Source organism: Streptomyces sp. NPDC040405 (genome assembly GCF_055595765.1).
The window spans coordinates 1-25,243 of the sequence record NZ_JBVIVI010000026.1 but is presented as its reverse complement, the minus strand read 5'-3'; the positions used below and the strand labels follow the sequence as shown (position 1 = coordinate 25,243).

Below are 25,243 nucleotides of genomic sequence, written 5' to 3'. Positions count from 1 at the left end.
AACCAGGCGTACGGCGCCCGGGCTTGCCCTACACTCACCGGCATGTCGGGCCCGTGTTTGTTCGTCCATCCCCGCCGCATTCGCCACGGGGCCGCCCTGACATTGGTCTTCGTGAGCGTGCTCGCCACCGGCGCCGCCACCGGCTCGTGGGGCGCGGATGGTCCCGCCCGGGCCGCCGACCGGGGCTCGTCGGCCGCGCGGATACCGATCCGCCCGGTCGCCGCGGGTTCCGTCGAGAGCGACCAGGTCGAGGCGGCGGCTGCCGCGGCCCAGGAGGACGGGAAGTCCGGTTCGCAGGCCGCCCGTGAAGTGGTGAGCCGCAGCGGGGACCGGTGGGGCGCGGTCTACAGCGCCCGTGAGTACGAAGGATTCCGCCAGCACCTCGACGGCGCCTACGTCGGCGTCGGGATCTCCGCGCGAGTGGGAACCGGCGGCCGGATCGAGGTCGATCACGTCCAGTCCGGCAGCCCCGCCGACCGCGCCGGGCTCCGGTCCGGCGACCGGCTGCTGACCGTCGACGGTATGAAGGCCACCGGCCGCCCCGTCACCGAGGTCGTCGCCCGGCTGCGCGGGCACACCGGCCGCTCGGCGGGCACCCCGGTGGCGCTCGGCCTGGAGCGCGACGGCCACCGCTGGCGGCAGACCCTGCACCGGGCGCGGCTGGCCACCGAGCCGGTCACGGTCGACCGCGTCGGCGATGTCGGCGACCAGAGACGGGGCGCCGTCCGCATCAAGGTCGACTCCTTCACCAAGGGGTCCGGCGAGGAGGTGCGCCGCGCCGTACGGCACGTCCCCGAGGGCGACGGCATCCTCCTCGACCTGCGCGGCAACTCCGGCGGCCTGGTCACCGAGGCCGTCACCGCCGCCTCCTCCTTCCTCGACGGCGGCCTGGTCGCCACGTACGACGTCCGGGGCGAACAGCGCGTCCTGGACGCCCGGCCCGGCGGCGACATCAACAGCCCGCTGGTCGTCCTCGTCGACGGCGGCACCATGAGCGCCGCCGAACTGCTCACCGGCGCCCTCCAGGACCGCGGCCGCGCCATCGTCGTCGGCTCCCGCACCTTCGGCAAGGGCTCGGTGCAGATGCCCAGCAAGCTCTCCGACGGCTCGGTCGCCGAGCTGACCGTCGGCCACTACCGCACCCCCGCGGGCCGCATCGTCGACGGCGAGGGCATCGCCCCCGATCTCGCGGTCCACGGCGACGACGGCCCGAGCGCCGAGGCACGCGCCCGGACAGTATTGAGTGGCCTCGGGGGCGGGTCCTAGTGCGAGAATGACCCTGCTATGGCTAAAGAGACGGGTCGCAAACTGATCGCGCAGAACAAGAAGGCGCGGCACGACTACCACATCATCGACACCTACGAGTGCGGTCTGGTGCTGACCGGGACCGAGGTGAAGTCGCTCCGCCAGGGGCGCGCCTCGCTCGCCGACGGCTTCGCGCAGCTCGACAACGGTGAGGCGTGGCTGCACAACGTGCACATCCCCGAGTACAGCCAGGGGACGTGGACCAACCACTCGGCGCGCCGCCGCCGCAAGCTGCTGCTGCACCGGGCGGAGATCGACAAGCTGCTCCACAAGACCCAGGAGACCGGCCACACGATCGTGCCGCTGGCCCTGTACTTCAGGGACGGCCGCGCCAAGGTCGAGGTCGCGCTCGCCAAGGGCAAGAAGGAGTACGACAAGCGCCAGACGCTCCGCGAGAAGCAGGACCGCCGCGAGACCGACCGGGCGATCTCGGCGGTCCGCCGCCGCGAGCGCGGCCGCGTCTGACCTCGGACGTCGCCGGGCGGGAATGATGTGGCCCCGTAGCGCGTTGTTCACCTATGATGGCGGTGCGCCCCCCACACGAGGGCGTGGCACCACCTTTGATAAAAAGACATGGGGATGATCGGTTTCGACAGCGGCTGTCGAAGCAGGGGAAGCGAGCCGAGGAAGCGGCAATGATCTCGTAAACCATATGTCGCAAACAATAATCGCCAACACCAAGCGCGATTCCTTCGCCCTCGCTGCCTAAGTAGCGACTTTGCGAAGTGTCAGCCCGGGGATGTTCCCGACCCGGATCCTGGCATCGACTAGGGAACTAAACCACTAGACCCGGTCACGGGGTGTAGTGGGAAATCAAACAGTGACTGAGCCCGTCGGAGACTTGTCCGCGTGATCTCCGGGGCCGAGAAAATCGCAGCGGACTGCGCTCGGAGAAGCCCTGATTCCGCACCGTTGGACGCGGGTTCGATTCCCGCCATCTCCACTCATCCCATGTACGACGAAGGCCCCGCCACCCGGCGGGGCCTTCGTCGTTACGCCCGCAGCCCGTCCACCGCCGTGTCGATCGCGGCCAGGGCCGCGCTCCGATCGAGACCCGCCCTCGATACGAGCGACAGGCCCTGGACGATGTAGAGCAGGAGCTGTGCCTGGGCCTCGGGGGAGGAGCCGGCCGTAACCTCGCCGGCGGCCTGGGCGCGGCGGAGCGCGTCGGTGACGATCTCGGTGAACCGGCGGTACGAGCGGGTCACGACCTCCGTGGCCTCGCTGTCCTGGGGGACGAGTTCGGCGGTGGTGTTGCCGACCAGGCAGCCCTGCGGCACGCCCACGTCGGAGATCAGTTCGTCCAGCCGCGCCGGGTGCGTCAGGATCTCGCGCAGGGCCGGCAGGAGCGGGGCGGTGTCGAGAGCAGTGGTCAGGTGCCGCTCGTACACCTCCCAGTAGAGCCTGACGGCGTCCAGGTAGAAGCGGCGCTTGTCACCGAACGCTCCGTAAAGGCTGCCGCGCTCGACATCCAGCGCGTCGACCAGGTCCTGGACCGACGTCGCCCCGTATCCCCGGGACCAGAACAGTTCGAGTGCGCGCTCCAGCGTCTGTTCCTTGTCGAACTCGCGGGGGCGTCCGGTTCGTGCCATGCGAGCAAGACTACGACTTCTTGACTGTACGTTCAAGAAGTCGTAGCTTCTGCTGCGTTACTTCTTGAACGGATGCACAGAAGTCGCTCGGCCAACGGCCGGCGTGAGGGGCGCAGAAATGGAATTCGCAGGCAAGACGGCACTCGTCACCGGGTCCGGCGCGATCGGCGGGCTGGGGCACGCGACGGCCAAGGTGCTGGCCGCGGGCGGGGCCGACCTGATCCTCACCGGCAGTGACGCCGAGCGCGGTGCTCAGGTGGTGGCGGACATACGCGCGGGCGGTGGCGGCTCTTTGGCCGGAACGGTGCGGTTCGTCGTCGCCGACCTGTCCGACCCGGCGGCTGTGCGGCAACTGGCCGACGGCGCCGGAACCGTCGACATACTGATCAACAACGCGAGTGTGATGACGTTCGCCCCGACCCCCGGGCAGGACCTCGCGGGCTACGACGCCGCCTTCGCCGTCAACGTGCGCGCACCGTTCCTGCTCACCGCGCTGTTCGCGGAGAAGATGGCCGCAAGGGGCGGCAGCATCGTCAACATCAGCTCCACCGCGGCCGGCCTCGGCATGCCGGGCATGGCCGTCTACGGCGCCACCAAGGCGGCGCTCGAATCGCTGACCCGCACCTGGGCGGCGGAGTTCGCCGAGTCGAACGTGCGGGTCAACGCCGTGGCCCCAGGGCCGATGCGCACTTCCAAGGTGGTCGCGGCGATGGGCCCGGACATGGGCGGCATGGGGCTGACCACCGCGCTCAAGCGCACGTCGGACCCGGCCGAAGTGGCTCAGGTGGTCGCCTTCCTCGCCGGTGACCGCGCCAGTTACGTAACCGGAGCGACCGTGGCCGCCGACGGCGGCCGGACCGCGATCTGAGGAGATCAGAACAGTGAATCGTCTTGCGGGGAAGCACGCACTGATCACCGGAGGAACGAGCGGCATCGGCCTGGAAACGGCCCGCCAGTTCCTCGCCGAAGGCGCGACCGTCGCCATCACCGGCCGCTCCCGGGAAAGGCTGGACGAGGCAGCCCGGCAACTGGAAGGCCCGTTGCTGACCATCGTCAGCGACGCCGGCGACGTACCCGGCCAGGCGGCACTCGCGGCACGGCTGCGGGCGGAGTGGCCGAAGCTCGACGTCCTGATGAGCAACGCCGCCGACGTCACCCACCTACCGCTCGACGCATGGACCGAGGAGGCGTTCGACAGGCTCGTCGCGACCAATCTCAAGTCGCCGTTCTTCCTGATCAGGGACCTGCTGCCGCTCTTCTCGCAGCAGTCCTCGGTCATTCTCGTCGGTTCGGTCTCCGCGTACATAGGACACGAGAACGCGACGGTCTACGGCGCGGCCAAGGCGGGGCTGCTCTCCTACACGCGCGGCCTGACCTACGAGCTGAAGGACCGGGGCATCCGCGTCAACGGACTGAGCCCGGGCCCGACCGTCACCAACGCGTTCGCCCCCCTCGGCCCCGAACGCCAGGCCGCCCTCTATGAGGAACTCCGGCGGACCGTACCCCTCCACCGCCTGGGAACCGCCACGGAGCTGGCCAAGGCGGCCGTGTACCTCGCCTCGGACGAATCCGCTTACACCGCGGGCACGGTGCTGCGGGTTGATGGGGGAGTCGGGGAGCTGGCGTATTGAGCAGCCTGAACAGCGAGGCGTTCGTCAGCCGATGTCGAGGACGGCCTTGCCGTGGAGGCGGCGTTCCATGAAGGTCGCGATGGCCTCGTCCACCCGGTCCCAGCCGCCGCGCCAGGCGATCTGGGGGTCCAGGTCGCCCGCGGTGAGTCGGGTGGCGAGCCAGGTGAGGTCCGGGCCGAGGTCGGGGCGTTCCAGCAGGAAGAACGTGACGATCGAGCGGTCGTGGCGGCCCGCGTCGCCGTAGAGGGCGCCGAAGGGGAACATTTCGGGCCGGCCCGTCACATGGCCTACGGAGACCAGGGTGCCGTGGGCGGCCAGGGTGTCGTACGCCGCTACGAGTTGGGGGCCGCCGACGAGGTCCACCACGCCGTACACCGGTTCGGCGATCTCCTCCGGGGCCGCGATCACCTCATGGGCGCCGAGGGCTCGTAGGGCGTCGCCGTGGGCGTCCGGGTCGCCGGTGGTGGCGATGACGTACGCGCCGCCGAGGCGGGCGAGTTGGACGGCGTACCGGCCGACGCCGCCGGTCGCGCCCGTGACCAGGATGCGGCGGCCGAGGGTGTCGCCGATCCGGCGCAGGGCGCGCAGCGCGCTGGCCGCCGCGACCGGGAGGGTGCTGAGCGCGCCCGGGTCGGCGCCTGCGGGCGGGGTGCCGATCATGCCGGTGTGTACGGCGCGCAGTTCGGCCCATGCGCCTGCCTCGCCCAGGGTGACGACGGGCGTTCCGGCGGCCGGGCCAGAGCCGTCGGCGGCGGCGCGCTCGACCACCCCGGCGGCGTCCCAGCCGAGCACCATGCCGTCGGGGGCCTCGGCGCGGTGGGCGGTCTCGCCGTAGTTGAGGGAGGTCGCGGTCACCCGGACGAGCGCCTCGTGCGGGGCGGGTACGGGGTCGGCGGTCTCGCCGAGGCGGAGACCGGAGGGGGCGGAGCTGTCGACGATCAGGGCGCGCATGGGGGCGTTCGCCTTTCCGGGAGGGGATGACGGCTCAGTTATGCCACTGAGTGGCATAAGCGCGCAAGTGGCATTCGCGTTCGCGTTACACTCGTCGTCGTGACTGCCGCCCCCACCTCGTCGCTGCGCGAACGCAAGAAGCGGCGCACCCGTCAGGCGCTGATCGACACCGCCCTGGAGCTGTTCACGGAGCGCGGCTTCGGCGGGGTCACGCTGGATGAGCTGTGCGAGGCGGTGGAGGTCTCCAAGCGCACGTTCTTCCGGAACTTCACCAGCAAGGAAGACGTCGCGATGGCCCCCCACCAGGACCTGTGGCGAGCCTTCCTGGAGGAGCTGGACACCGCGGACCCGGGCGGGCTGCCGCTGGTGGAGCTGGGGCGGGACGCGCTGCTGGCCGCGCTGGAGCGCGTGGACGACGAGGACTGGGCGCGCCGGTTCCTGCTCAGCAGCCAACTCGCCCTGCGGACCCCCTCGATGGGTGCGCACGGTCTCCAGTTCTGCGAGGTCACGACGCGGGAGGCGCGGGAGATCCTGCGGCGTCGGTTCGGCCTCGGCGGCGTGGACGACGTACGGCCCCGACTGGCCGTGGACATGTTGATCGCCGCGTTCCACTGCGCGGTCGCGGGCTGGGTGGACCAGGCAGGCAGTGCCACGCCCCCGGCCAAGCGGGACCTGGCCGTACGCCTCCGTGAGGCCGTCGCCGCCCTGCCGGGCAGCCTCACGATGTCCGTGGAGGGCTGACCGATGCGCGCGTGGACCCTGCCGGTGCTGCTGGTGCTCTGCGGTTCCGGTCTCGCGACCGGGCTGATCTTCAAGGGGAGCCCCGGTACGGCCGCGGCACTCCTGCTGGTGTTCGTGCTGCTCGCGGGCGTGAACTCGCCGCTCGTCTTCCCGCGGTCGATCGGCGCGCTGGAGGCGCAACGCCGCAGCGCGGCCGACGGCCGGCCCGTCGTCTACTGGCGGCCGGGCTGTGCGTACTGCCTCCGGCTGCGCACCCGGCTGGGCCACCGCGCCCGCCGGGCGCATTGGGTCGACATCTGGCGCGACCCGGAGGGAGCGGCGGCGGTGCGGGCGGCCAACGACGGCGACGAGACCGTGCCGACGGTCGTCGTGGCGGGCCGACCGCACACCAACCCCGATCCCGGCTGGGTGCGCGAGCAGCTCTCCAGCGCGGTCTGACGGCGGGCGTCAGACCGAGGCGATCACCAGGCCGAAGCCGAGGAAGACCGTGCCGATCAGGGTCATTCCTGCCATCGGGCCCACTATGTGGCGCCGCATCCAGACCCGGGCCTTCCGCGATTCGTCCGGGAGGTACATCACGTCCACCGTCCGGCCGGTCGCCAGCCCCAGGCCGACGCCCTGGATCGCGGTCCTGAACTCCACCTCGTGGCCCCGGTGGTCATGGAAGCGGATGACGGGCGTCGGGGTCGTATTCCGGTTCGCCTTCGGGCTCCCTTTTGGGTTCCCCTTCGGGTTCCCTTTTGGGTTCCCCTGCGGGTTCCGGTTCCGGGCCTGGTGGTCCATGGTGTTGGCGACCACGACCCCCTCCGTATGGATCCCCTCGCGACGCAGCCGTCGCACCAGCCGGGCGTCGCGCACGGCGCAGGCGTAGAGGAAGAGGCCGATCGCGATACACAGCAGACCGGCTCCGGGCATGGCCATCGTTGTACTCGCCTTTCGTCGTGTTCGGTTCCCCCGATCCGGAACTCAGGTTGTCACTTCCCGGCGCTCTGTCGCGAAGTGGCGGGGTGCGGGATCCTCCCGTGGCATGAGGAGACCCTTGAACCGTCGTGCGCGCGCCTGGGCCTGGCCCCTCGTCATCGGGCTGGTCTGCACCCTCACCTGGAGTTCCCCGGCCGGGGCCGATGCCTCGCGCGCCGGGATCGACACAGCTCTCGACACGATCCTCGCCGACCCCCTGCTGAAGGGCGGGGCCGCCGGGGTGGTGGTGGCCGACGCCGACTCCGGTGCCGTGCTGTACCGGCACCGGGCGGACGACCGGCTGATGCCCGCCTCCAACACCAAGCTGTTCACCTCGGCCGCCGCCATGGGCCTGCTCGGGCCCGACCACACCTTCCGGACCGACGTCCTGGGTGAGGGGACCCGCCACGGCCGCACCCTGCGCGGCGATCTGTATCTGCGCGGCACCGGCGATCCCACGATGCTCGCCGCGGACTACGACCGGCTGGCCAAGGACGTCGCCGACGCGGGCATCAGCCGGGTCACCGGGCGGCTGATCGCCGACGACACCCGGTTCGACGCGCAGCGCGCGGGCCGCTCCTGGGCGGCCGACGACGAGTCGTCGTACTACGCGGCGCAGATCTCCCCGCTCACCCTCGCCCCCGACACCGACTACGACGCGGGCAGCGTCATCGTCGAGGTCGCGCCGGGTGCCACCAAGGGGGAGCGGCCGAAGGTCACGGTCACGCCCGGGACCGCGTATGTACGTATCGACAACCGGGCGACCACCGGCAGCGGCGGCCTCACCGTCGAACGGCGGCACGGCAGCAACACCATCACCGTCAGCGGCGCCATCGCGGCCGGGGCGCAGACCGCCAAGGAGTGGGTCAGCGTCTGGGAGCCCACCGGGTACGCCGCGGCCGTGTTCGCCGACGCGCTCAAGAAGCACGGCGTACGCATGGAAGGGCCCACCCGGCTCGGCCGGGCCACGCCACAGGACGCGCGGCCGCTCGCCGCGCATCGGTCGATGCCGCTCAAGAAGCTGCTGATCCCGTTCATGAAGCTGTCGAACAACATCCACGCCGAGGTGCTGACCAAGGCCATCGGCTACGAGACGGCGGGCCGGGGCACCTGGGACGCCGGGCTGGCCGCCATCGCCGACTACCTCAAGAAGCTCGGCGTGGATACCGGAGCGGCGCGCCAGGTCGACGGGTCCGGGCTGTCCCGGATGGACAACATCGCGGCCGGGCAGCTCGCCGAGCTGCTGCTGTCGGTCCGTCAGCAGCCCTGGTACGCGGACTGGTACGGCTCGCTGCCGGTGGCCTGCGCCCCGGACCGCTTCGTCGGCGGCACGCTGCGCTCGCGCATGTGCGGCACCCCGGCGGCGGGCAACGCGCGCGGCAAGACCGGCTCCCTGACCGGCGCCTCCGGGCTCTCCGGCTACGTCACCGACGCGGACGGCCGGGAGCTGGTCTACAGCATCGTCCTCAACAACTACCTCGCGCCGTCCGTGAAGAGCCTGGAGGACGCCATCGTGGTGACGCTCGCGAAGTCCGGCGAGGGCCGCACCGAGGCGGTGCGACCCCGTGCCGTACGAGGTGGAAGCACGGCGGACCTGGAGTGCTCCTGGATCAAGCCCCGGCGCTGCTGAGCGCCAGCGTGAGGGCGGCCGTCCCCGCCTCCGCGTCGGCGGACGGCCCGCCCACCACCTCCACCCGCCACGGCGCCGAGGGCCGGTCGGCCTCGGCGCGCAGGGTCTCCCCGTCCCGTACGACGGTGAAGGCGACGGCCGTCGAGCCGTCCGGGGCCGGGACCCGCACGGTGACCCCGGTGCCGGGCAGGGCGGAGGGTTCGTAGACCCGCAGCGTGATGCCGTCCGCCCAGTCCGCGTCCGGCCGGTCGTACGCCGCGCCGAACGGGATCACCGCGCCCGGCCGCGCCAGCAGCGGCACGCTCAGGAAGCCGTGCCGCTCGTGCACCCAGCGCGGGCCGCGCACGGTCCGGCCGCTCAGCACATGGGTCCACACCCCGTCCGGTACGTAGTACGCGACCTCGCCCTCGTCGTCGAAGACCGGCGCGACCAGCAGATCGCCGCCGAGCATGTACTGCCGCTCAAGCCCCGCGCACCCCGGGTCGCCGGGGAATTCGAGGACCATGGCGCGCATCACCGGCACGCCCTCGCCGTGCGCCTGCCGCGCCGCCTCGTACAGGTACGGCATCAGCCGCAGCTTCAGCCGGGTGAAGAAGCGTAAGCCCGCGACCGACTCCTCGTCGAAGTGCCACGGCACGCGGTACGAGGACGAGCCGTGCAGCCTGCTGTGCGAGGACAGCAGTCCGAAGGCGATCCAGCGCTTGAAGAGCGCGGGGTCGGGGGTGCCCTCGAAGCCGCCGATGTCATGGCTCCAGAAGCCGAAGCCGGACAGCCCGAGGGAGAGCCCGCCGCGCAGCGATTCGGCCATCGCCTCGTACGTGGACTCGCAGTCGCCGCCCCAGTGCACCGGGTACTGCTGGCCGCCCGCGGTCGCGGAGCGCGCGAAGACGACGGCCTCGCGCTCACCCCGCCGCTCGCGCAGCGCCTCGAAGACGGTGCGGTTGTACAGGTGGGTGTAGTAGTTGTGCATCCGCTCGGGGTCGGAGCCGTCCGCGTACACCACGTCCAACGGCACCCGCTCGCCGAAGTCGGTCTTGAAGCAGTCCACGCCCATGTCGAGCAGCGCGGTCAGCTTCTCGGCGTACCAGGCGCGCGCGGCGGGGCTGGTGAAGTCGACCAGGGCCATGCCGGGCTGCCACAGGTCCCACTGCCATACGGAGCCGTCCGGCCGCTTCAGCAGATGACCGGCCGCCTTGCCCTCGGCGAAGAGCGGGGAGCGCTGCGCGATGTACGGGTTGATCCATACGCAGACGCGCAGGCCCCGGTCGTGCAGCCGTCGCAGCATGCCCGCCGGGTCGGGGAAGACGCGCGGATCCCAGGTGAAGTCGCACCAGTGGTGCTCGCGCATCCAGAAGCAGTCGAAGTGGAAGACGGACAGCGGCAGTTCCCGCTCGGTCATGCCGGCCACGAAGCCGGTGACCGTCTCCTCGTCGTAGGAGGTGGTGAAGGAGGTGGACAGCCACAGCCCGAAGGACCAGGCGGGCGGCAGCGCGGGGCGGCCGGTGAGGGCGGTGTAGGTGCGCAGGATGTCCTTGGGGGTGGGCCCGTGGATGACGTAGTACGTCAGCTCCTGGCACTCGGCGCTGAACTGGATCCGGGAGACCGCCTCCGAGCCGACCTCGAAGGAGACCTCGCCGGGGTGGTCGACGAAGACGCCGTAGCCCGCGTCGGTGAGGTAGAAGGGGACGTTCTTGTAAGCCTGTTCGGTGGCGGTGCCGCCGTCGGCGTTCCAGATGTCGACGGTCTGGCCGTTCTTCACCAGCGGGCCGAAGCGCTCGCCGAGGCCGTACGCGGAGGTGCCGACGCGTAAGAGCAGCCGTTCGCGCAGATAGTGGCGGCCGTCGGCGGTCTCCATGATGCCCGCGTCCTTCGGCCCGCTGCTGGTGAGCGTGCGCCCCTCCGCCTCGAAGGCGACGCGCCAGGGGCCGGTGCGGGCGATGCGCACGGTGAGGGCGCCGGAGGTGAGCCGGGCCTCGTCCTCGTCGCAGCACGCCTCGGCCTCGTCGTGCGCCGTGGCCAGCTCGAACGACGGGCCACGGTCCGTCCCGCCCGCGAAGTGGGTGAGCCGGACCCCGATCACGCCGGGCATCGGCGCGGTGCAGGTCAGGGTGAGGGCCGGGCCCTTGAGGAGGTCGCCGCGGTGGCGGACCGGATGGGTGGGGGCGTGCACGGTGAGGCTGCCGGGGCCGGTCTCCACGTCGAGGACCCCGGTCGGATACCCCGGGGTGATGCCCTCGCGCAGCAGCCAGTAGCCGTCGCTGAACTTCATGTGCGGCGCTCCTCGATTGCGTTACTTGACCGCGCCCGCGGCGATGCCGCGGGTCAGGGTCCGCTGGAAGATCAGGAAGAAGATGACCGCGGGGACCACGCCGAGCAGGGCGGCCGCGTTGGTCATGGTGGCGTCCATCAGCCGCTGGCCCTGGAGGACGCCGAGGGCGACCGACACCGTCTGGTTGTCGTTGGAGATCAGCATCACCAGCGGCAGCAGGAACTCGTTCCAGGTCCAGATGAAGAAGAACACCAGCAGCACCCCGATGGTCGGGCGGCTGACCGGCACCACCACCCGCCACAGCACCTGCCACTTGTTCGCCCCGTCGATCCGGGCCGCCTCGATGATCTCCCGGGGGAAGGCGCCGAGTACGGAGGAGAGCAGATACGTGCCGAACGCGGCCTGGATCACGCTGAAGACGAGGATCACGCTCAGCCGGGTGTCGTACAGCCCGACCTCCTTCGACAGGTAGTAGACGGGGTAGACCAGCGCCTCCTGCGGCAGCATGTTCGCCAGCACGAAGAAGGCCAGCACCCAGGGTCGGCCCTTCACCCGGCCGATGCCGATGGCGTACGCGTTGAGCACGGACAGCACGGCGGCGCCGATCGCCACCGACCCCGAGATCAGCACGGAGTTGATCAGCTTCCGCCCGAAGTCGACCCGCTCCCAGAAGTCCGTGATCCCGTCCAGATGGAGCCCCCGCGGCAGGCTCAGCGGCCCGTTCGCGGAGTACTCGGCGGGCGACTTGACCGCGTTGAGGGCGACCACCAGGAACGGCAGCACCATGAGGACGGCCGCCACGATCAGCGCGGCCAGCACCGGATATCGCCTTAAGGCCCTCATCGCTCCTGGTCCTCCGCCCTCGTCTGGAGGCGCAGGGCGGCCAGGGCCAGCGCCAGGATGATCACGGTGAGCACGGTCGAGACCGCGGAGCCGTAGCCGACCTGCGTCTTCTCGAAGAACGACTGGAAGGAGAAGTACGAGGGGACATTGGTCGCCCCGCCCGGGCCGCCCTTGGTGAGCACGTACACCGCGCCGAACACCTTGAGCGCGGCGATCGTGCACCACAGCAGCACGACGTAGATCTCGGGGCGGATCTGCGGCAGCGTCACGTGCCAGAACCGCCGCCACCACGAGGCGCCGTCCAGCTCTGCCGCCTCGTACAGCGCCGGGTCGACGCGCTGGAGGCCCGCCATGAACACCACCAGCGGAAAGCCCAGCTGCACCCACACCATCACGCCCATCACGCTGTACAGCGCGAAGTCCGGGTCGCCCAGCCAGTCGTGGCGCAGCGAGCCGAGGCCCACGGCCTTCAGCAGATCGTTGAGGGCGCCGTCCTCGGGGGCCAGGATCCAGCTCCAGACGATGCCCGCCACCGCGATCGGCAGCACCTGCGGAAGGTAGAAGCAGGCGCGCAGGACGCTCGCGGTGCGGGCGCCGAAGTACTTGCCGACGAAGTCGAACAGCGCGGCGGCCAGCACCAGCCCGAGCGCGGTCGGGATCGCCGCCATGGCCACCACCATGGCGAGACTGTGCCGGAAGGACTCCCAGAAGGCGTCGTCGTCCAGGAGGGTCCGGTAGTTCTCCAGCCCGGTCCACCGCGGGGTGCCGACGCCTTGCCAGTCGGTGAAGCTGATCCCGGTGTTCATCAGGAACGGGACGACGATGATGGCGAGGAACGCCAGCGCGCCGGGGATCAGGAAGAGGCTGTACGGATACTCGCGGCGTGCCTTCATCCCTTCGGCGCGCCCGCCTCGTACGCCTTCTCCAGCGCGTCCAGATAGGCGTCGGGCTTCGCGCTGCCCGTCATCAGCTTCTGGGTCTCGGAGACGAGGGTGTCGTAGAAGCCGGGCACCGGCCAGTCCGGGTAGAACGCGAGGCCGTCGCGGTCGGAGTAGGCGGTGAAGTCCTGGATCAGCTTCTTCGCCTTGGGGTCGGTGATCGCGGCCGGATCGGCGGCCACGGGCACGCCGCCCTTGTTGCCCAGGGTGTTCTGGATGCCCTTCTTCATCGTGATGTCGATGAAGTCGTACGCGAGTTGCTTGTTCTTCGCGCCCTTGGGGACGACCCACAGATTGCCGCCGGAGCCGAGCGTCAGCTTCGAGCCGGGGAAGGGGAACGTGCCCCACTCGTCCTTGATCTCCGACTTGAAGCGGCCGAACCACCAGCTGCCGGAGAAGAACATCGGATACTTCCCCGCGATGAACGCCGCGCCCGCGTCCTCGGCCTTGGTGCCGCTCGAACTCTTCGCGATCCAGCCCTTCTTCACCCAGTCGGCGAAGGTGGTGGCGCCGTACGTCCAGGCGGCGTCGTGGAAGTCGGGCTTGCCCTTGTACTGCTCGTACGCGTCCACCCAGGAGCGGTCGGCCTTGGTGAGGGCCAGCTGGTAGACGTACTGCTGGGCAGGGTACTCGGCGCCCGCGCTCGCGAGCGGGGTGACGCCCTTGCCCTTGAACGCCTCCAGCGCGGCGGTGAACTCCGCAGCGGTGGTGGGGACCTTCACCTTGTGCTTCTCGAAGAGGGTCTTGTTGTAGAAGACCATCGTGTACTCGGCGTAGTTCGGCACCCCGAACCACTTGCCGGAGCCCATCACGCCCTGCGCGTCGTACCGGCTGGTGGTGCGCACCCCGGGCTGGAGCGGCTTGTCCCAGCCGCGCTTGGTGACCTCCGGGGTCAGGTCGGTGAGCAGCCCCTGCTTGGAGAGCAGCCCGGTGGTGGCGTTGCCCTTGTTGTACTCCATGAGATCGGGCGCGCTGTCCGACCCCAGCACCATCGAGGCGGTCTTCTGGATCTGTTCGAAGCCCTTCTCCTCGAACTTCACCGTCACGCCCGGATGGCTCTTCTTGAACTCCTCGATCGCCTGGTTCCAGGCCGCGCCCATCGCCCCGTTGGGCGCCTCGTAATGCCATAACGTGAGCGTCTTGCCGTCCCCGGCCTCGTCCCCACCGCCCCCGCATCCCGCCAGGACCAGGGCCCCAGCGAGCGCGGCCGCGATGACGGGCCCCGTTCGGCTCGTCCGTCGTTCCGTCCGTTTCCGTGCCGTCAACATCCACTGCCTCCGGGAGGGTTGGGAGGAATGTGCACGTGCAACGTTCGTCGAAGCGCTTCGATGGGCAGAGGTATAGGTGGGCGCGGAGAGGTATGTCAATGGCGTTGACAAAATGCTGGGGAAGCCCGTGCGGCCCGAGCCCGTGTGGCTCGTACGCTCAGGCGCGGGGGAGGGACTCCGCCAGTCGGCTCCGGCCCGCCCAGGCCACGGCCAGCGCCAGCGCGGCGGCCGTCACGGGGGCGGGGTAGGCGGCGGCCGGGCCCAGGTGGTCGACGGTCCAGCCGCCCGCCGCCGCGCCCGCGGAGATGCCGGTGAGCAGGCCGGTGTAGGCGAGCGTCATGCCCTCGTTGAGACGGGCGGCCGGAACCAGCCGGTGGACCAGGGTCATGCCGGTGATCATCGTGGGGGCCGTGGCCATGCCCGCCAGGAACAGGAGCGGGGCCAGGACGGCGAGGCTGTCCGCGGTGAGCAGCGGGAGCACGGCCAGGGCCATGGCGGCGACACCGGCCACGAAGCGGTCGGCCGCCGAACCGCGCGGCGGGAGCGCGCCGAAGACCAGCCCGGCCGCGCCGGACCCGGCCGCCTGGAGGGCGAGGACCGCGCCGCTCGCCGAGGAGCCGCCGTACGCGCCGACCGCGGCGACCGTCACGACCTCCATCGAGCCGAAGACGGCGCCGGTCGCCAGGAAGGCCACCAGCACGACCCGCAGCCCGGGCGTGCGCAGGACGCGGGCCGGGGCGGCGGGGCGCGGGTGTGCCGGCGGCTCGGTGCGGCGCTGGGCGGCGAACAGCAGCGTGCCGGTGACCAGCAGTGCCGCCGCCGTCAGCAGCCCGGCCTCCGGGAAGGCCGCCGTGCACAGCACCATGGCCAGCGCCGGGCCCGCCATGAAGCAGACCTCGTCGACGACCTGCTCGAAGGAGTTCGCGGTGTGCCGTGCGGCGGGGTCGTCCCGGTGCAGCGCGGCCCAGCGGGCGCGGGTCATCGAGCCCAGGCTGGGCACGCCCGAGGAGCCCGCCGCGCAGCAGAACAGCGTCCAGGCCGGGGCGCCGCCGCGTACGCACAGCAGCATCGCGGTGGCGCCGAGCGCGAAGACGGCCACGGCGGGGGCCGCGATCCGCGCTTGCCCGTACCGGTCGGTCAGCCGCCCGAGCAGCGGCCCCGCGAGCGCCGTCGCGCCGACCCCCGTCGCCGAGACGGCGCCCGCCAGGGCGTACGAGTCGCGCACCGTGGCGATCATGAGCACCGTGGAGACGCCCAGCATGGCCCCCGGCAGCCGCCCGGCGAGCGCGCACAGCGTGAAGGCGAGCGTCCCGGGCGCACGGAAGATCCGGCGGTACGGGGCGAGCGGCGACCGACGGGGCGGCGCGGGCCGGGAAGGGGTGGGCCGGGGGACGACGGGTCGGGACGCGAGGAAGAGGATCACCCTTTTTACGGTCCCGGCCCCGCCCCGAGCCCGTCCAACACCTGATCCGGGCCCATTCACGCACTGCCGTTGTCAATTCCCGGGCAGGATGGGCCGCGTGAACCGGGACATCGAGCCGCGCCTGCTGCGCGCCTTCACCGCCGTCGCCGACGAACTGCACTTCACCCGCGCCGCCGCCCGGCTCTACGTCGCCCAGCAGGCGCTCAGCCGCGACATCCGCCGACTCGAACGCGAGCTGGGCGCGGAACTGTTCGTCCGCACCACCCGGCAGGTCGCCCTCACGGCGGCGGGCGAGCGGCTGCTCCCGTACGCCCGCCGGGCGCTCCAGGCGCAGGACGAACTGGCCGCGGCCTTCAGCGGGGCCGAGCGCCGCCCGCTGCTGGTCGATGTCGCCGCCCCGGTGTCCACCGGGAGCCGGGTGCTCGCCGAGGCGCGCCGCCTCGCCCCCGACACCGAGCTGGTGGCCCGCTTCCACAGCGGCCTCACCGGCGCCGCCGCCGAGCTCCTGGCCGGGCGGCTGGACGTCTCCTTCGGCCGCGCCCACGGCCTGGACCCCGCCGTCCTGGCCCGCCTCGACCACCGTCCGGTCCGCCACGAGCGCATCGCCGTACTCCTCCGCGACGACCACCCCCTCGCCCGCCTGCCCGCCGTACCGCTGTCCGCGCTCGCGGGCGAGACCCTGTACGCGGCGGCGGGCAACGAGGCCACCGCCGAGTGGACCGACCTGGCCGCCCAGCTCTTCGCGGGGCGCGGCATCGCGATGGCCGAACCGTTCCCGGAGATCGAGGGGGACGCCGAATTCATCCGCGTGGTGACCAAGCGCCGCTGGTCGGTCCTGGCCAGCGAGGTCTTCACCGATCTGCCCGGCACCGTGCTGCGCCCGCTCGCCGACCCGGTACCGCTCTCACCGGTCTCCATGGTCTGGCGCCGCGGTCTCGTCCACCCCGCGCTGGACGCCCTCCACGCGGCGGTACGGACCCTCGCCGCCGGGGGCCGCTGGCTCCACCGCCCGCCCGGCGCCTGGCTGCCGCGCCCGGAGGCGGGCCTCGGCGGCCTCTGAAGGGACGCGATCCGCGTTCAGCGCCTCACGGCACCCCGTCCCGGTGGGTGAGAGCAAGGTTTCGTGCCGGTCACCTGTCGGCACAGCTTGGTAATCCGTCGTGCCTACCGTCAGGAAGCGACACCGAGCACCGTGGAGGCGCGATGACTGCCCCGACCACCACCGCCGCCCGCAAGGGAGGCCGCTGGATCGAGGAGTGGGACCCGGAGGACGAGACGTTCTGGCGGGAGAAGGGGGAGCGGATAGCGACCCGGAACCTGGTCTTCTCCATCCTGTCCGAGCACATCGGCTTCTCCATCTGGAGCCTGTGGTCGGTGATGGTGCTGTTCATGGGCCCGGAGTACGGGGTCGACCCGGCCGGGAAGTTCTTCCTGGTCGCGATGCCCACCCTGGTGGGCGGGATCCTGCGCGTTCCGTACACCTTCGCCGTGGCCCGCTTCGGCGGGCGCAACTGGACGATCATCAGCGCCGCGATGCTGCTGGTGCCGTCGGTGGCGGCCGCCGTGGTGATGGAGCCCGGCACCTCGTACACCACGTTCATGGTGGTCGCGGCGCTCACCGGGGTCGGCGGCGGGAACTTCGCGTCCTCCATGACCAACATCAACTCCTTCTACCCGCTGCGGAAGAAGGGCTGGGCGCTCGGGCTCAACGCGGGCGGCGGCAACATCGGGGTGCCGGTCATCCAGCTGATCGGCCTGCTCGTCATCGGCACGGCCGGGGCCTCCCACCCGCGGATCGTGCTGGCCGTCTACGTTCCGCTGATCGTGGTCGCGGCCGTCCTCTCGGCGCTCTTCATGGACAACCTGGCGCCGGTGAAGAACGACGGCGGGGCGGCCCGGGAGGCGGCCCGGGACGGGCACACCTGGATCATGGCGCTGCTCTACGTCGGCACCTTCGGCTCGTTCATCGGCTACAGCTTCGCCTTCGGTCTGGTGCTGCAGAACCAGTTCGACCGCACCCCGCTCCAGGCCGCCTCGCTCACCTTCATCGGCCCGCTGCTCGGCTCCCTCATCCGCCCCGTCGGCGGGCGGCTGGCCGACCGCTACGGCGGCGCGCGGATCACGCTGTGGAACTTCGCCGGGATGGCCGCCGCCACGCTCGTGGTCGTCTACGCCTCCGCGCAGAAGTCGCTGACCGTCTTCCTCACCGGATTCATCGTGCTCTTCGTCCTCAGCGGGCTCGGCAACGGCTCCACGTACAAGATGATCCCCGGCATCTTCCAGGCCAAGGCCGCCGCCCGGGGGCTCATCGGCGAGGAGGCCGCGGCGTACGGGCGGCGGCTGTCCGGCGCGGCGATGGGGCTGATCGGGGCGGTCGGCGCGCTCGGCGGCCTCGGCATCAACCTGGCCTTCCGGCAGTCGTTCGGCAGCGCCCACTCCGGCACCCCGGCCTTCGTCTCCTTCCTCGCCTTCTACGCCCTGTGCTCGGCGGTGACCTGGGCCGTATACCTCCGCCGCACCCCGGCCGCGGCCCGGCCCGCGGGGGCCGGTGTGCCGGAGGAGCGGACGGCGCAGCAGCCCGCCTACGCGGATGTATGAGCCCGTGGTGTAGGCGTACGGTCGGTGGGTGCCCGTGACCGTACGCCCCGTTACACCCGGGAAACTTCCCGGAACCGCGTCCGTCACGGGACGGCGCCAGGATGACGACTCACCTCAAGGCGCGCATACGACACTGAACCGGGACGAGAGCCAGAGCCACATGCAGCGAGACCACCATCAGGCGACGACCGTCGGCCCCCTCGAGGGGTTCACCGTCGGCGTCACCGCCGCGCGCCGCGCCGATGAACTCGGCGCCCTGCTGCTACGGCGCGGCGCGGCCGTCGTGCACGCTCCGGCGCTGCGGATCGTCCCGCTCTCCGACGACTCCGAACTGCTCACCGCGACCAAGCAGTTGGTCGACCACGCCCCCGACGTGGTGGTCGCCACCACCGCCATCGGCTTCCGCGGCTGGGTCGAGGCCGCCGACGGCTGGGGGCTGGGCGACGCCCTGCTGAACCGGCTGCGCGACGTCGAGCTGCTGGCCCGCGGGCCCAAGGTGCGCGGTGCCATTCGGGCCGCCGGGCTCACCGAGAAGTGGTACCCGGCCTCCGAATCGATGGCCGAGGTGCTCGACCGGCTGTTGGAGGAGGGCGTCGAGGGGCGCCGCATCGCCGTCCAGCTGCACGGCGAGCCGCTGCCCGGCTTCGTCGAGTCGCTGCGCGCCGGGGGTGCGGAGGTGGTCGGCGTGCCGGTCTACCGGTGGATGCCGCCGGAGGACATCGGGCCCGTCGACCGGCTGCTGGACGCCACGGTCGCCCGCGCCGTGGACGCCCTCACCTTCACCAGCGCCCCCGCCGCCGCGAGCCTGCTGGACCGGGCCGAGCGGCGCGGCATGCGCGCGGATCTGCTCGACGCGCTGCGTCACGATGTGCTGGCCGCGTGCGTCGGGCCGGTGACCGCGCTGCCGCTGGAGGCCCTCGACGTCCCCACCAGCCAGCCCGAACGCTTCCGGCTCGGCCCCCTCGTCCAGCTCCTCACCGCCGAACTGCCGGGCCGTGTGCGGCCCCTGCCGGTCGCCGGGCGGCGCCTGGAGATCCGTGGCCACGCGGTGGTCGTGGACGGCGAGCTGCGCACTGTCCCGCCCGCCGGGATGGCCCTCCTGCGGGCCCTCGCCCGGCACCCGGGCTGGGTCGTGGCCCGTGCCGACCTGCTGAAGGTGCTGCCGGGGGCGGGGCGCGACGAGCACGCCGTGGAGACGGCGATGGCTCGCCTGCGCGTTGCGCTGGGCGCGCCGCAGCTGATCCAGACGGTGGTCAAGCGGGGGTATCGGCTGGCCCTGGACCCGGTGGCCGACACGAAGTACGGCGACGCGTAGGTGCGGGTGCGGGGTGGGTTGCTGCCCCTTGCGCTTGCGTCGCCGGGTGCGGCCCGGTGGCCGCGTTGTGCCCACCTGTCCCTCCCCCAGCTACCGCTGGGAGGTGCCCCGCGGCGGAACGGTTGCCCACAACGGGTCCGAACTCCAGCCCCTCCGGCGATTGAGGAGCGGGGGTTTGGGGGCGGAGCCCCCAACCTGAGGCCGGGGCGGGGTATCGGGCCGGGCTTGGGCCGGGCACTCTGGAGGGGAGCCCCGGGAGGTGACAGGAACATGGCGGTGGACGCCTTCGACCTGCGGTTCGACTCCGGGCGGATCTGCCTGGACCTGGTGGCCACCGTCGACGGACGCCTCAGCGAGACCCCCGTAGAACGCCTCGACGGCGTCGAACCCCTCAGGGCGTGGCTGCTCGGCACCGGGCTCATCCCCCGCGGCGAAGCCCTCGACGCCGTCGACAGCGCCTGGCTCACCCGCTTCCGGGCCGCCCGCGACCTCCTGCACCGCATCGTGCACACGGAGGTCGAGGGAAGGGCCGCGGGGCCGGACCTGGAGCGGGTGAACGCGCTCGCCGCCACCGCCCCGCCCGCCGTAAGGGCCGTACGCGCCACCGACGGCACCCTCGTCGCCCGGCTCGCCGCCGCACCCGACTGCGGGGCGCTGCTCGCGCAGATCGCCCGCGACGCCGTCGCCCTGCTCACCGACCCCGTCGCGCGCGGGCAGCTGCGGCACTGCGAGGGGGAGAGCTGCTCACTGGTGTACCTGGACACCTCGCGGGGGCGGCGCCGCCGCTGGTGCTCCAGCGAATTGTGCGGCAATCGGGAGCGCGTGGCACGCCACCGACGCCGTTCAAACCCAAAGCACGAGCAAAACATGAACGAGTTTCAGACATGACGCAGGCCCCGGATGGGGGGACCGGGGCCTGCGGGGCGGTGTTTGGGGAGGGAGCCCTTTATGGTGGCCGACGCCCGCCCGGCGCCGGGTTCTCGGGCTCAAGTACGTGCCGTGGCCCGGCAAATGTTCACCGCAGAAGTGGGAGGAATGTCACAGGGTTGTGAATGAACTGCGGATCATTCCAGCCCGTACGCCCCTCGACCCAGCGCCTTGCGTACGCAAAGATGCCCTCGTGACCGAGAGGACGACACCGGACGACGCGCTGATGCGCGCGCTCTATGCGGAGCATGCGGGCCCGCTTCTCGCCTTCGTCCTGCGCCTGGTCGCAGGCGACCGGCACCGCGCCGAGGACGTGGTTCAGGAGACGCTTTTACGGGCATGGCGCAACGCCGACCAGCTGCAGCGCAGCGGCGGTTCCGTACGCCCGTGGCTGGTAACCGTGGCTCGCCGCATCGTCATCGACGGCCACCGAAGCCGCCGTGCCCGCCCCCAAGAGGTCGACGCGGCCCCCCTTCATGTCATGCCCGCAGCAGATGACATAGATCGGGCGCTCCGTCAGATGACCATTTCCGATGCCCTGAATGACCTGTCCGATGCGCACAGAGAAGCGCTCGTCGAGACATACTTCAAGGGACGGACGGTGAGTGAGGCTGCGGGAGTGCTGCGCGTGCCGCCCGGGACCGTACGTTCCCGGGTTTACTACGCGCTGCGTTCGCTCAAGCTCTCACTTGAGGAACGGGGGGTCTCGGCATGATGCCGACAGCGGACGACCAGCAGCACACCGCCGTCGGCGCCTACGCGCTCGGCGTCCTCGACGCGGCCGACGCGGCCCGCTTCGAGGAGCACCTGATCGGGTGCGACCGGTGTGCGGCCGAGCTGGACGGGCTGATGGGCATCCCCCCGCTGCTGGCGGACTACGCGACCAACGCGGACGGCACGGCCGTCCGCGACCCCGCCGCTCTCACCGCCCGCCCCGGGCCCGAGATGCTGGGCCGACTGCTGGACGAGGTGACGGTCAGCCGCCGCGCGAAGAGCCGCAGGCGGCTTTTCCTCGTCGCGGCCGCGGGCCTTCTGATCGTCGGCGGCCCGCTCGCGGGCGCCGCGGTCAACTCGGGCGGCGACGACGGCGGTGGCGGCACGAATCCCCCGGCCGCCGCGGCCAACCCGGCGCAGGCGGCCTACGACCAGGGCAAGAAGTACAGCTCGGTGGACCCCGCGACCAAGGTGGACGCCTCGGTCTCGCTGGCCCAGAAGGGCTGGGGCACCGCCATCGCGCTCAAGCTGGGCAACCTCAAGGGGCCCAAGAGCTGCGATCTGATCGCCATCGGCAAGGACGGTCACGAGGAGACCGTCACGACGTGGGCCGTGCCCAGCGCGGGCTACGGGATCAAGGACGGCGACGGCTCCCGCTGGAACAAGGAGCCGCTGTACGCGCAGGGCGGCGCGGCGATGAACGAGAGCGACATCGCCCGCTTCGAGGTCCGCACCCTCGACGGCCAGCGACTGGCCGAAGTCAATATCTGAGTGGTCAATATCTGAGTGGCGCGCACGGGTGGGTGTACGGTTGACGGCTGCCCTATGTACACAGAAGGGGGCTTGGGTGGCCGCGCAGAACGCCACGCAGAACGTTACGCGGAACGTCACGCACGAAAGCCGGACGGCCCCGCCGCGTGACGGTGGGGACGGAATCCGGGACCGTGAGATCCGGATCGAACAGACCCATCTGGACCGTGTGTACCGCCGTCTCGAGGAGAAGATCCACGAGGCGGAGTTCCTCATGAACGACGCCGCCAAGCGCGGCCAGGTCGGCACCCCGGGCGCACTCGCCGAGCGCGACGCCCAGGTGTTCCGGGCCGGGGTCCACCTCAACCGGCTGAACAGCGAGTTCGAGGACTTCCTCTTCGGCCGCATCGATCTGCTCCTCGGCAAGGACGGCGAGCGCGGCCCGGACGGTGCGTACACCTCCGTGGATCCCGCCGACAACGCCATCCGGCCGGGCGAGGACGGTGCGGGCGGGGACCGCGCGGAGATCGCGGAGACCCTGCACATCGGCCGCATCGGAGTGCTGGACGCCGACTACTCCCCGCTGGTGATCGACTGGCGGGCCCCCGCCGCCGCCCCCTTCTACCGCTCCACCCCGGTCGCCCCCGGCCGGGTCGTCCGCCGCCGCGTGATCCGCAGCAAGGGCCGCCGGGTGCTCGGCGTCGAGGACGACCTGATGCGCCCCGAGCTGACCGCGACCCTCGGCGGCGAGGTGCTGCCGGTGGTCGGCGACGGCGCGCTGATGGCCGCGCTCGGCCAGGCCCGCGGCCACACCATGCGCGACATCGTCGCCTCCATCCAGGCCGAGCAGGACATGGTGATCCGCGCCCCCGCCGCCTCCGTCACCGAGGTCGAGGGCGGCCCCGGCACCGGCAAGACCGCGGTCGCGCTGCACCGCGCGGCGTATCTGCTCTACCAGGACCGCAGGCGGTACGCGGGCGGCATCCTGGTCGTCAGCCCCACCCCGCTGCTCGTCGCGTACACCGAGGGCGTGCTGCCCTCGCTGGGCGAGGAGGGCCAGGTGGCGATCCGCGCGGTCGGCTCCCTGGTCGAGGGCGCCGAGGCCACCACGTACGACGAACCGGCCGTGGCCCGGATCAAGGGCTCCTCGCGCATGCTGAAGGTCCTGCGCAAGGCGGCCCGTGGCGCCCTGGAGCTGCCGCCCGCGGACCCGGCCACCGACGGCGGCGGCCAGCTGAGTCTGGACGACATGACCGAGACGCCCGGCAGAGGAGAGAGACCCGGCGGGCCGCCCGAGCGTCTGCGGGTCGTCGCCTTCGGCGCCCGTATCGAGCTGGACGCCGAGGAGCTGCGCCGCATCCGGCAGAACGTGCTGGGCGGCACCGCGCCCGTCAACCTGCTGCGCCCGCGCGCCCGTCGGCTGCTGCTGGACGCCCTGTGGGCCCGTACAGGAGGCCCGCGGCGCTATACGGACCCCGAACTGGCCGCCGAGGCGCGCGAGGGCTTCGACGAGGACATCTCAGGCGAGGACGCGTTCGCCGACTTCCTCGACGCCTGGTGGCCCGAGCTGACCCCGCGCTCCGTGCTCGCCGCGATGGCCGAAGAGAAGCGGCTCATCCGCTGGTCACGCCGGGTGCTGAACCCGCGCGAGGCCCGGCTGGTGGCCCGCTCCCTGGCCCGGCTGGGCCCGGCCGGGCACGGCCCGCTGTCGGTGCACGACGTGGCGCTGCTGGACGAGCTGTACACCATCCTGGGCGCCCCGGCCCGTCCGGCGAAACCCCGCGAGGTCGATCCGCTGGACCAGCTCACCGGGCTGGACGAGCTGACCACGTTCGCCGACCGCTCCGCCCCCCGGCGCGGCCGCGCGGACCGGGCGGAGCAGGAGCGCGCCGACTACGCGCACATCATCGTCGACGAGGCCCAGGACCTGACGCCCATGCAGTGGCGGATGGTCGGGCGGCGCGGCCGTCACGCCACGTGGACGGTGGTCGGCGACCCGGCGCAGTCCTCCTGGTCCGCTCCGGACGAGGCGGCCGAGGCCCGTGACGAGGCGCTGGGCACCCGTCCGCGCCGCCGCTTCACCCTCACCGTCAACTACCGCAACCCGGCGGAGATCGCCGAGCTGGCCGCCAAGGTCCTCGCGCTCGCGATGCCCGGCACCCCCTCGCCCCGCGCGGTCCGCTCGACCGGCGCCGTCCCGCGGTTCGCGCCGCTCCCGGCGCAGCCGGACGGCGACCTGGGAAGCCACGTCCGCGGCGAGGCGGCCCGGCTGCTGGACGAGGTGGACGGCACGGTCGGCGTCGTCGTCGCCATGGGCCGCCGGGAGCAGGCCCGCCGCTGGCTGGCCGGGCTCGGCGAGCGGGTGGTGGCGCTGGGCAGCCTGGAGGCCAAGGGGCTGGAGTACGACGCGACGGTGGTGGTCTCGCCCGCCGAGATCGCCGACGAGTCACCGGCCGGGCTGCGGGTGCTGTACGTGGCGCTCACCCGGGCGACCCAGCGGCTGACGGTCGTCCCGGGGGAGCGCGACGACCCGGACCGGGACGGCGTCCCGGACCTGCTGAGGGCCGACTGAAGGCCGACTGAGGGACGGCCGGGGGCCGATCGAGAGCCGTCCCGGGGCCGACCGGGGGACGTCGCGAAATCGGCCCGTCCGGCGGGGAATCGCTTCCGGGGATGGTTTGTTAGCCTTGCTGTGGCACCGGCTCGATCCAAGCCCCCGGGCCCAACCATCGTCGCTACGAGCGACCACTTGCCGCGAGGCGAGCATGGCGGGTCGGTGCCACCTACAACGTCATAGCGAAGAGGTCCGCGTCCTCAGCCGAGGACGCGGACCTCTTCGGCTTGTGGCCCCTTACGGCCCTGCACGATCTGGAATTCGACCCGCTGGTCGTCCGCCAGGCTGCGGTAGCCGTTGCCGTTGATCGAGCTGTAGTGGACGAAGACGTCCGGCCCGCCGCCCTCCTGGGCGATGAAGCCGTAGCCCTTCTCGGCGTTGAACCATTTGACGGTGCCCTGAGCCATGCCCGCTGCTCCTTGTGTTCCTCGACGCCGGTGGACGTCGTTCGGCGCTGTGCGCGCCAGAGCCTAGGGCCGTGGGCTGCGGGAACGGCCCGCCTCGCCCGGCGTTCCCGCGAAGGAGTGGGGCTTTCCACTCGGCTGACCCCACCCTGGTATGTCAGAACAATATGTCCGAAAGTCGGGCCGGGTTACCTGGTACCAGAAGGTAGGTGCAACCATCTGAGGGCGTGGCCCGGCCATAGCGGGCCCCGGAACACCTGGCACAAGGGAAAGCAGAGGAAGACGGTCATGGCAACGGCGCCCAGCGTCTCGTACTCGATGACGGTCCGGCTGGAGGTTCCCGCGAGCGGTACCGCGGTCAGCCAGCTGA

General features: G+C 71.7%; 23 protein-coding genes and 1 other RNA gene. 15 read left to right on the top strand and 9 right to left on the bottom strand.

Going from position 1 to position 25,243, the window contains the following annotated elements:
* The first annotated feature begins 42 nt into the window (after nt 1-42).
* From ACZ59A_RS43855 to ssrA, 3 genes are all read left to right on the top strand, one after another.
* Nucleotides 43-1,266, top strand: coding sequence for a S41 family peptidase (locus tag ACZ59A_RS43855; protein WP_470971200.1), 1,224 nt, complete (start codon nt 43-45; stop codon nt 1,264-1,266).
* An 18-nt stretch (nt 1,267-1,284) separates the two neighbouring features.
* Nucleotides 1,285-1,770, top strand: coding sequence for an SsrA-binding protein SmpB (smpB, locus tag ACZ59A_RS43850; protein ID WP_470971198.1), 486 nt, complete (start codon nt 1,285-1,287; stop codon nt 1,768-1,770).
* A 110-nt stretch (nt 1,771-1,880) separates the two neighbouring features.
* Nucleotides 1,881-2,251: a transfer-messenger RNA gene (ssrA, locus tag ACZ59A_RS43845) on the top strand.
* A 46-nt stretch (nt 2,252-2,297) separates the two neighbouring features.
* Here the strand turns inward: ssrA and ACZ59A_RS43840 are convergent.
* Entirely contained in the window at nt 2,298-2,897 is a 600-nt protein-coding gene (locus tag ACZ59A_RS43840) for a TetR/AcrR family transcriptional regulator (protein ID WP_470971195.1), read from the bottom strand.
* Nucleotides 2,898-3,015: 118 nt separating this feature from the next.
* On the opposite strand from ACZ59A_RS43840, the gene ACZ59A_RS43835 reads away from it, so the two are divergent.
* On the top strand, nt 3,016-3,765 hold the full coding sequence (locus ACZ59A_RS43835; protein WP_470971193.1) for an SDR family NAD(P)-dependent oxidoreductase: 750 nt from the start codon (nt 3,016-3,018) through the stop codon (nt 3,763-3,765).
* 13 nt (nt 3,766-3,778) lie between these two features.
* On the top strand, nt 3,779-4,528 hold the full coding sequence (locus ACZ59A_RS43830; RefSeq protein WP_470971190.1) for an SDR family oxidoreductase: 750 nt from the start codon (nt 3,779-3,781) through the stop codon (nt 4,526-4,528).
* A 24-nt stretch (nt 4,529-4,552) separates the two neighbouring features.
* Here the strand turns inward: ACZ59A_RS43830 and ACZ59A_RS43825 are convergent, their stop codons facing one another.
* On the bottom strand, nt 4,553-5,479 hold the full coding sequence (locus ACZ59A_RS43825; protein WP_470971187.1) for a zinc-binding dehydrogenase: 927 nt from the start codon (nt 5,477-5,479) through the stop codon (nt 4,553-4,555).
* 99 nt (nt 5,480-5,578) lie between these two features.
* Here ACZ59A_RS43825 and ACZ59A_RS43820 point away from each other — a divergent pair, with 99 nt between their 5' ends.
* Both ACZ59A_RS43820 and ACZ59A_RS43815 read left to right on the top strand, forming a co-directional pair.
* A complete protein-coding gene (locus ACZ59A_RS43820) occupies nt 5,579-6,220 on the top strand; it encodes a TetR/AcrR family transcriptional regulator (RefSeq protein ID WP_470971185.1) in 642 nt (213 codons plus the stop codon).
* A 3-nt stretch (nt 6,221-6,223) separates the two neighbouring features.
* Nucleotides 6,224-6,658 carry a glutaredoxin domain-containing protein gene (locus ACZ59A_RS43815; protein ID WP_470971182.1) on the top strand — a complete coding sequence of 145 codons (435 nt, stop codon included), beginning with the start codon at nt 6,224-6,226 and terminating at the stop codon, nt 6,656-6,658.
* A gap of 9 nt (nt 6,659-6,667) precedes the next feature.
* On the opposite strand, the gene ACZ59A_RS43810 is transcribed toward ACZ59A_RS43815, so the two are convergent.
* On the bottom strand, nt 6,668-7,135 hold the full coding sequence (locus tag ACZ59A_RS43810; RefSeq protein ID WP_470971179.1) for a DUF3592 domain-containing protein: 468 nt from the start codon (nt 7,133-7,135) through the stop codon (nt 6,668-6,670).
* Nucleotides 7,136-7,247: 112 nt separating this feature from the next.
* On the opposite strand from ACZ59A_RS43810, the gene dacB reads away from it, so the two are divergent.
* Complete coding sequence (gene dacB / locus ACZ59A_RS43805; protein ID WP_470971177.1) at nt 7,248-8,810, top strand: D-alanyl-D-alanine carboxypeptidase/D-alanyl-D-alanine endopeptidase; 1,563 nt, start codon at nt 7,248-7,250, stop codon at nt 8,808-8,810.
* Here the strand turns inward: dacB and yicI are convergent.
* From yicI to ACZ59A_RS43780, 5 genes are all read right to left on the bottom strand, one after another.
* Entirely contained in the window at nt 8,791-11,079 is a 2,289-nt protein-coding gene (gene yicI / locus ACZ59A_RS43800; RefSeq protein ID WP_470971174.1) for an alpha-xylosidase, read from the bottom strand. The two genes, dacB and yicI, sit on opposite strands and share 20 nt — an antisense overlap.
* A 21-nt stretch (nt 11,080-11,100) precedes the next feature.
* A complete protein-coding gene (locus ACZ59A_RS43795; RefSeq protein ID WP_470971172.1) occupies nt 11,101-11,922 on the bottom strand; it encodes a carbohydrate ABC transporter permease in 822 nt (273 codons plus the stop codon).
* Nucleotides 11,919-12,815, bottom strand: coding sequence for a carbohydrate ABC transporter permease (locus tag ACZ59A_RS43790; protein WP_470971169.1), 897 nt, complete (start codon nt 12,813-12,815; stop codon nt 11,919-11,921). The genes ACZ59A_RS43795 and ACZ59A_RS43790 overlap by 4 nt, the downstream gene beginning before the upstream one ends.
* Nucleotides 12,812-14,128 carry an ABC transporter substrate-binding protein gene (locus ACZ59A_RS43785; protein WP_470971167.1) on the bottom strand — a complete coding sequence of 439 codons (1,317 nt, stop codon included), beginning with the start codon at nt 14,126-14,128 and terminating at the stop codon, nt 12,812-12,814. Before ACZ59A_RS43785 ends, ACZ59A_RS43790 begins: the two co-directional genes overlap by 4 nt.
* A gap of 157 nt (nt 14,129-14,285) precedes the next feature.
* On the bottom strand, nt 14,286-15,551 hold the full coding sequence (locus ACZ59A_RS43780) for an MFS transporter (RefSeq protein ID WP_470971164.1): 1,266 nt from the start codon (nt 15,549-15,551) through the stop codon (nt 14,286-14,288).
* A gap of 88 nt (nt 15,552-15,639) precedes the next feature.
* Here ACZ59A_RS43780 and ACZ59A_RS43775 point away from each other — a divergent pair, with 88 nt between their 5' ends.
* From ACZ59A_RS43775 to ACZ59A_RS43745, 7 genes are all read left to right on the top strand, one after another.
* Nucleotides 15,640-16,611 carry a LysR family transcriptional regulator gene (locus ACZ59A_RS43775; RefSeq protein ID WP_470971162.1) on the top strand — a complete coding sequence of 324 codons (972 nt, stop codon included), beginning with the start codon at nt 15,640-15,642 and terminating at the stop codon, nt 16,609-16,611.
* A gap of 143 nt (nt 16,612-16,754) precedes the next feature.
* Complete coding sequence (locus ACZ59A_RS43770; RefSeq protein WP_470971159.1) at nt 16,755-18,149, top strand: nitrate/nitrite transporter; 1,395 nt, start codon at nt 16,755-16,757, stop codon at nt 18,147-18,149.
* Between the two features lie 160 nt (nt 18,150-18,309).
* Nucleotides 18,310-19,464 carry a uroporphyrinogen-III synthase gene (locus ACZ59A_RS43765; protein WP_470971157.1) on the top strand — a complete coding sequence of 385 codons (1,155 nt, stop codon included), beginning with the start codon at nt 18,310-18,312 and terminating at the stop codon, nt 19,462-19,464.
* A 270-nt stretch (nt 19,465-19,734) separates the two neighbouring features.
* Nucleotides 19,735-20,352 (top strand): CGNR zinc finger domain-containing protein, encoded by a 618-nt coding sequence (locus tag ACZ59A_RS43760; protein WP_470971154.1) that lies wholly within the window; start codon nt 19,735-19,737, stop codon nt 20,350-20,352.
* A 265-nt stretch (nt 20,353-20,617) separates the two neighbouring features.
* On the top strand, nt 20,618-21,106 hold the full coding sequence (locus tag ACZ59A_RS43755) for a sigma-70 family RNA polymerase sigma factor (RefSeq protein ID WP_234365368.1): 489 nt from the start codon (nt 20,618-20,620) through the stop codon (nt 21,104-21,106).
* Nucleotides 21,103-21,876 (top strand): anti-sigma factor family protein, encoded by a 774-nt coding sequence (locus ACZ59A_RS43750; RefSeq protein ID WP_468055099.1) that lies wholly within the window; start codon nt 21,103-21,105, stop codon nt 21,874-21,876. The genes ACZ59A_RS43755 and ACZ59A_RS43750 overlap by 4 nt, the downstream gene beginning before the upstream one ends.
* Nucleotides 21,877-22,039: 163 nt before the next feature.
* On the top strand, nt 22,040-24,427 hold the full coding sequence (locus tag ACZ59A_RS43745; protein ID WP_470971223.1) for a HelD family protein: 2,388 nt from the start codon (nt 22,040-22,042) through the stop codon (nt 24,425-24,427).
* Nucleotides 24,428-24,669: 242 nt separating this feature from the next.
* On the opposite strand, the gene ACZ59A_RS43740 is transcribed toward ACZ59A_RS43745, so the two are convergent.
* A complete protein-coding gene (locus ACZ59A_RS43740; protein ID WP_009717477.1) occupies nt 24,670-24,876 on the bottom strand; it encodes a cold-shock protein in 207 nt (68 codons plus the stop codon).
* Nucleotides 24,877-25,243: the final 367 nt, after the last annotated feature.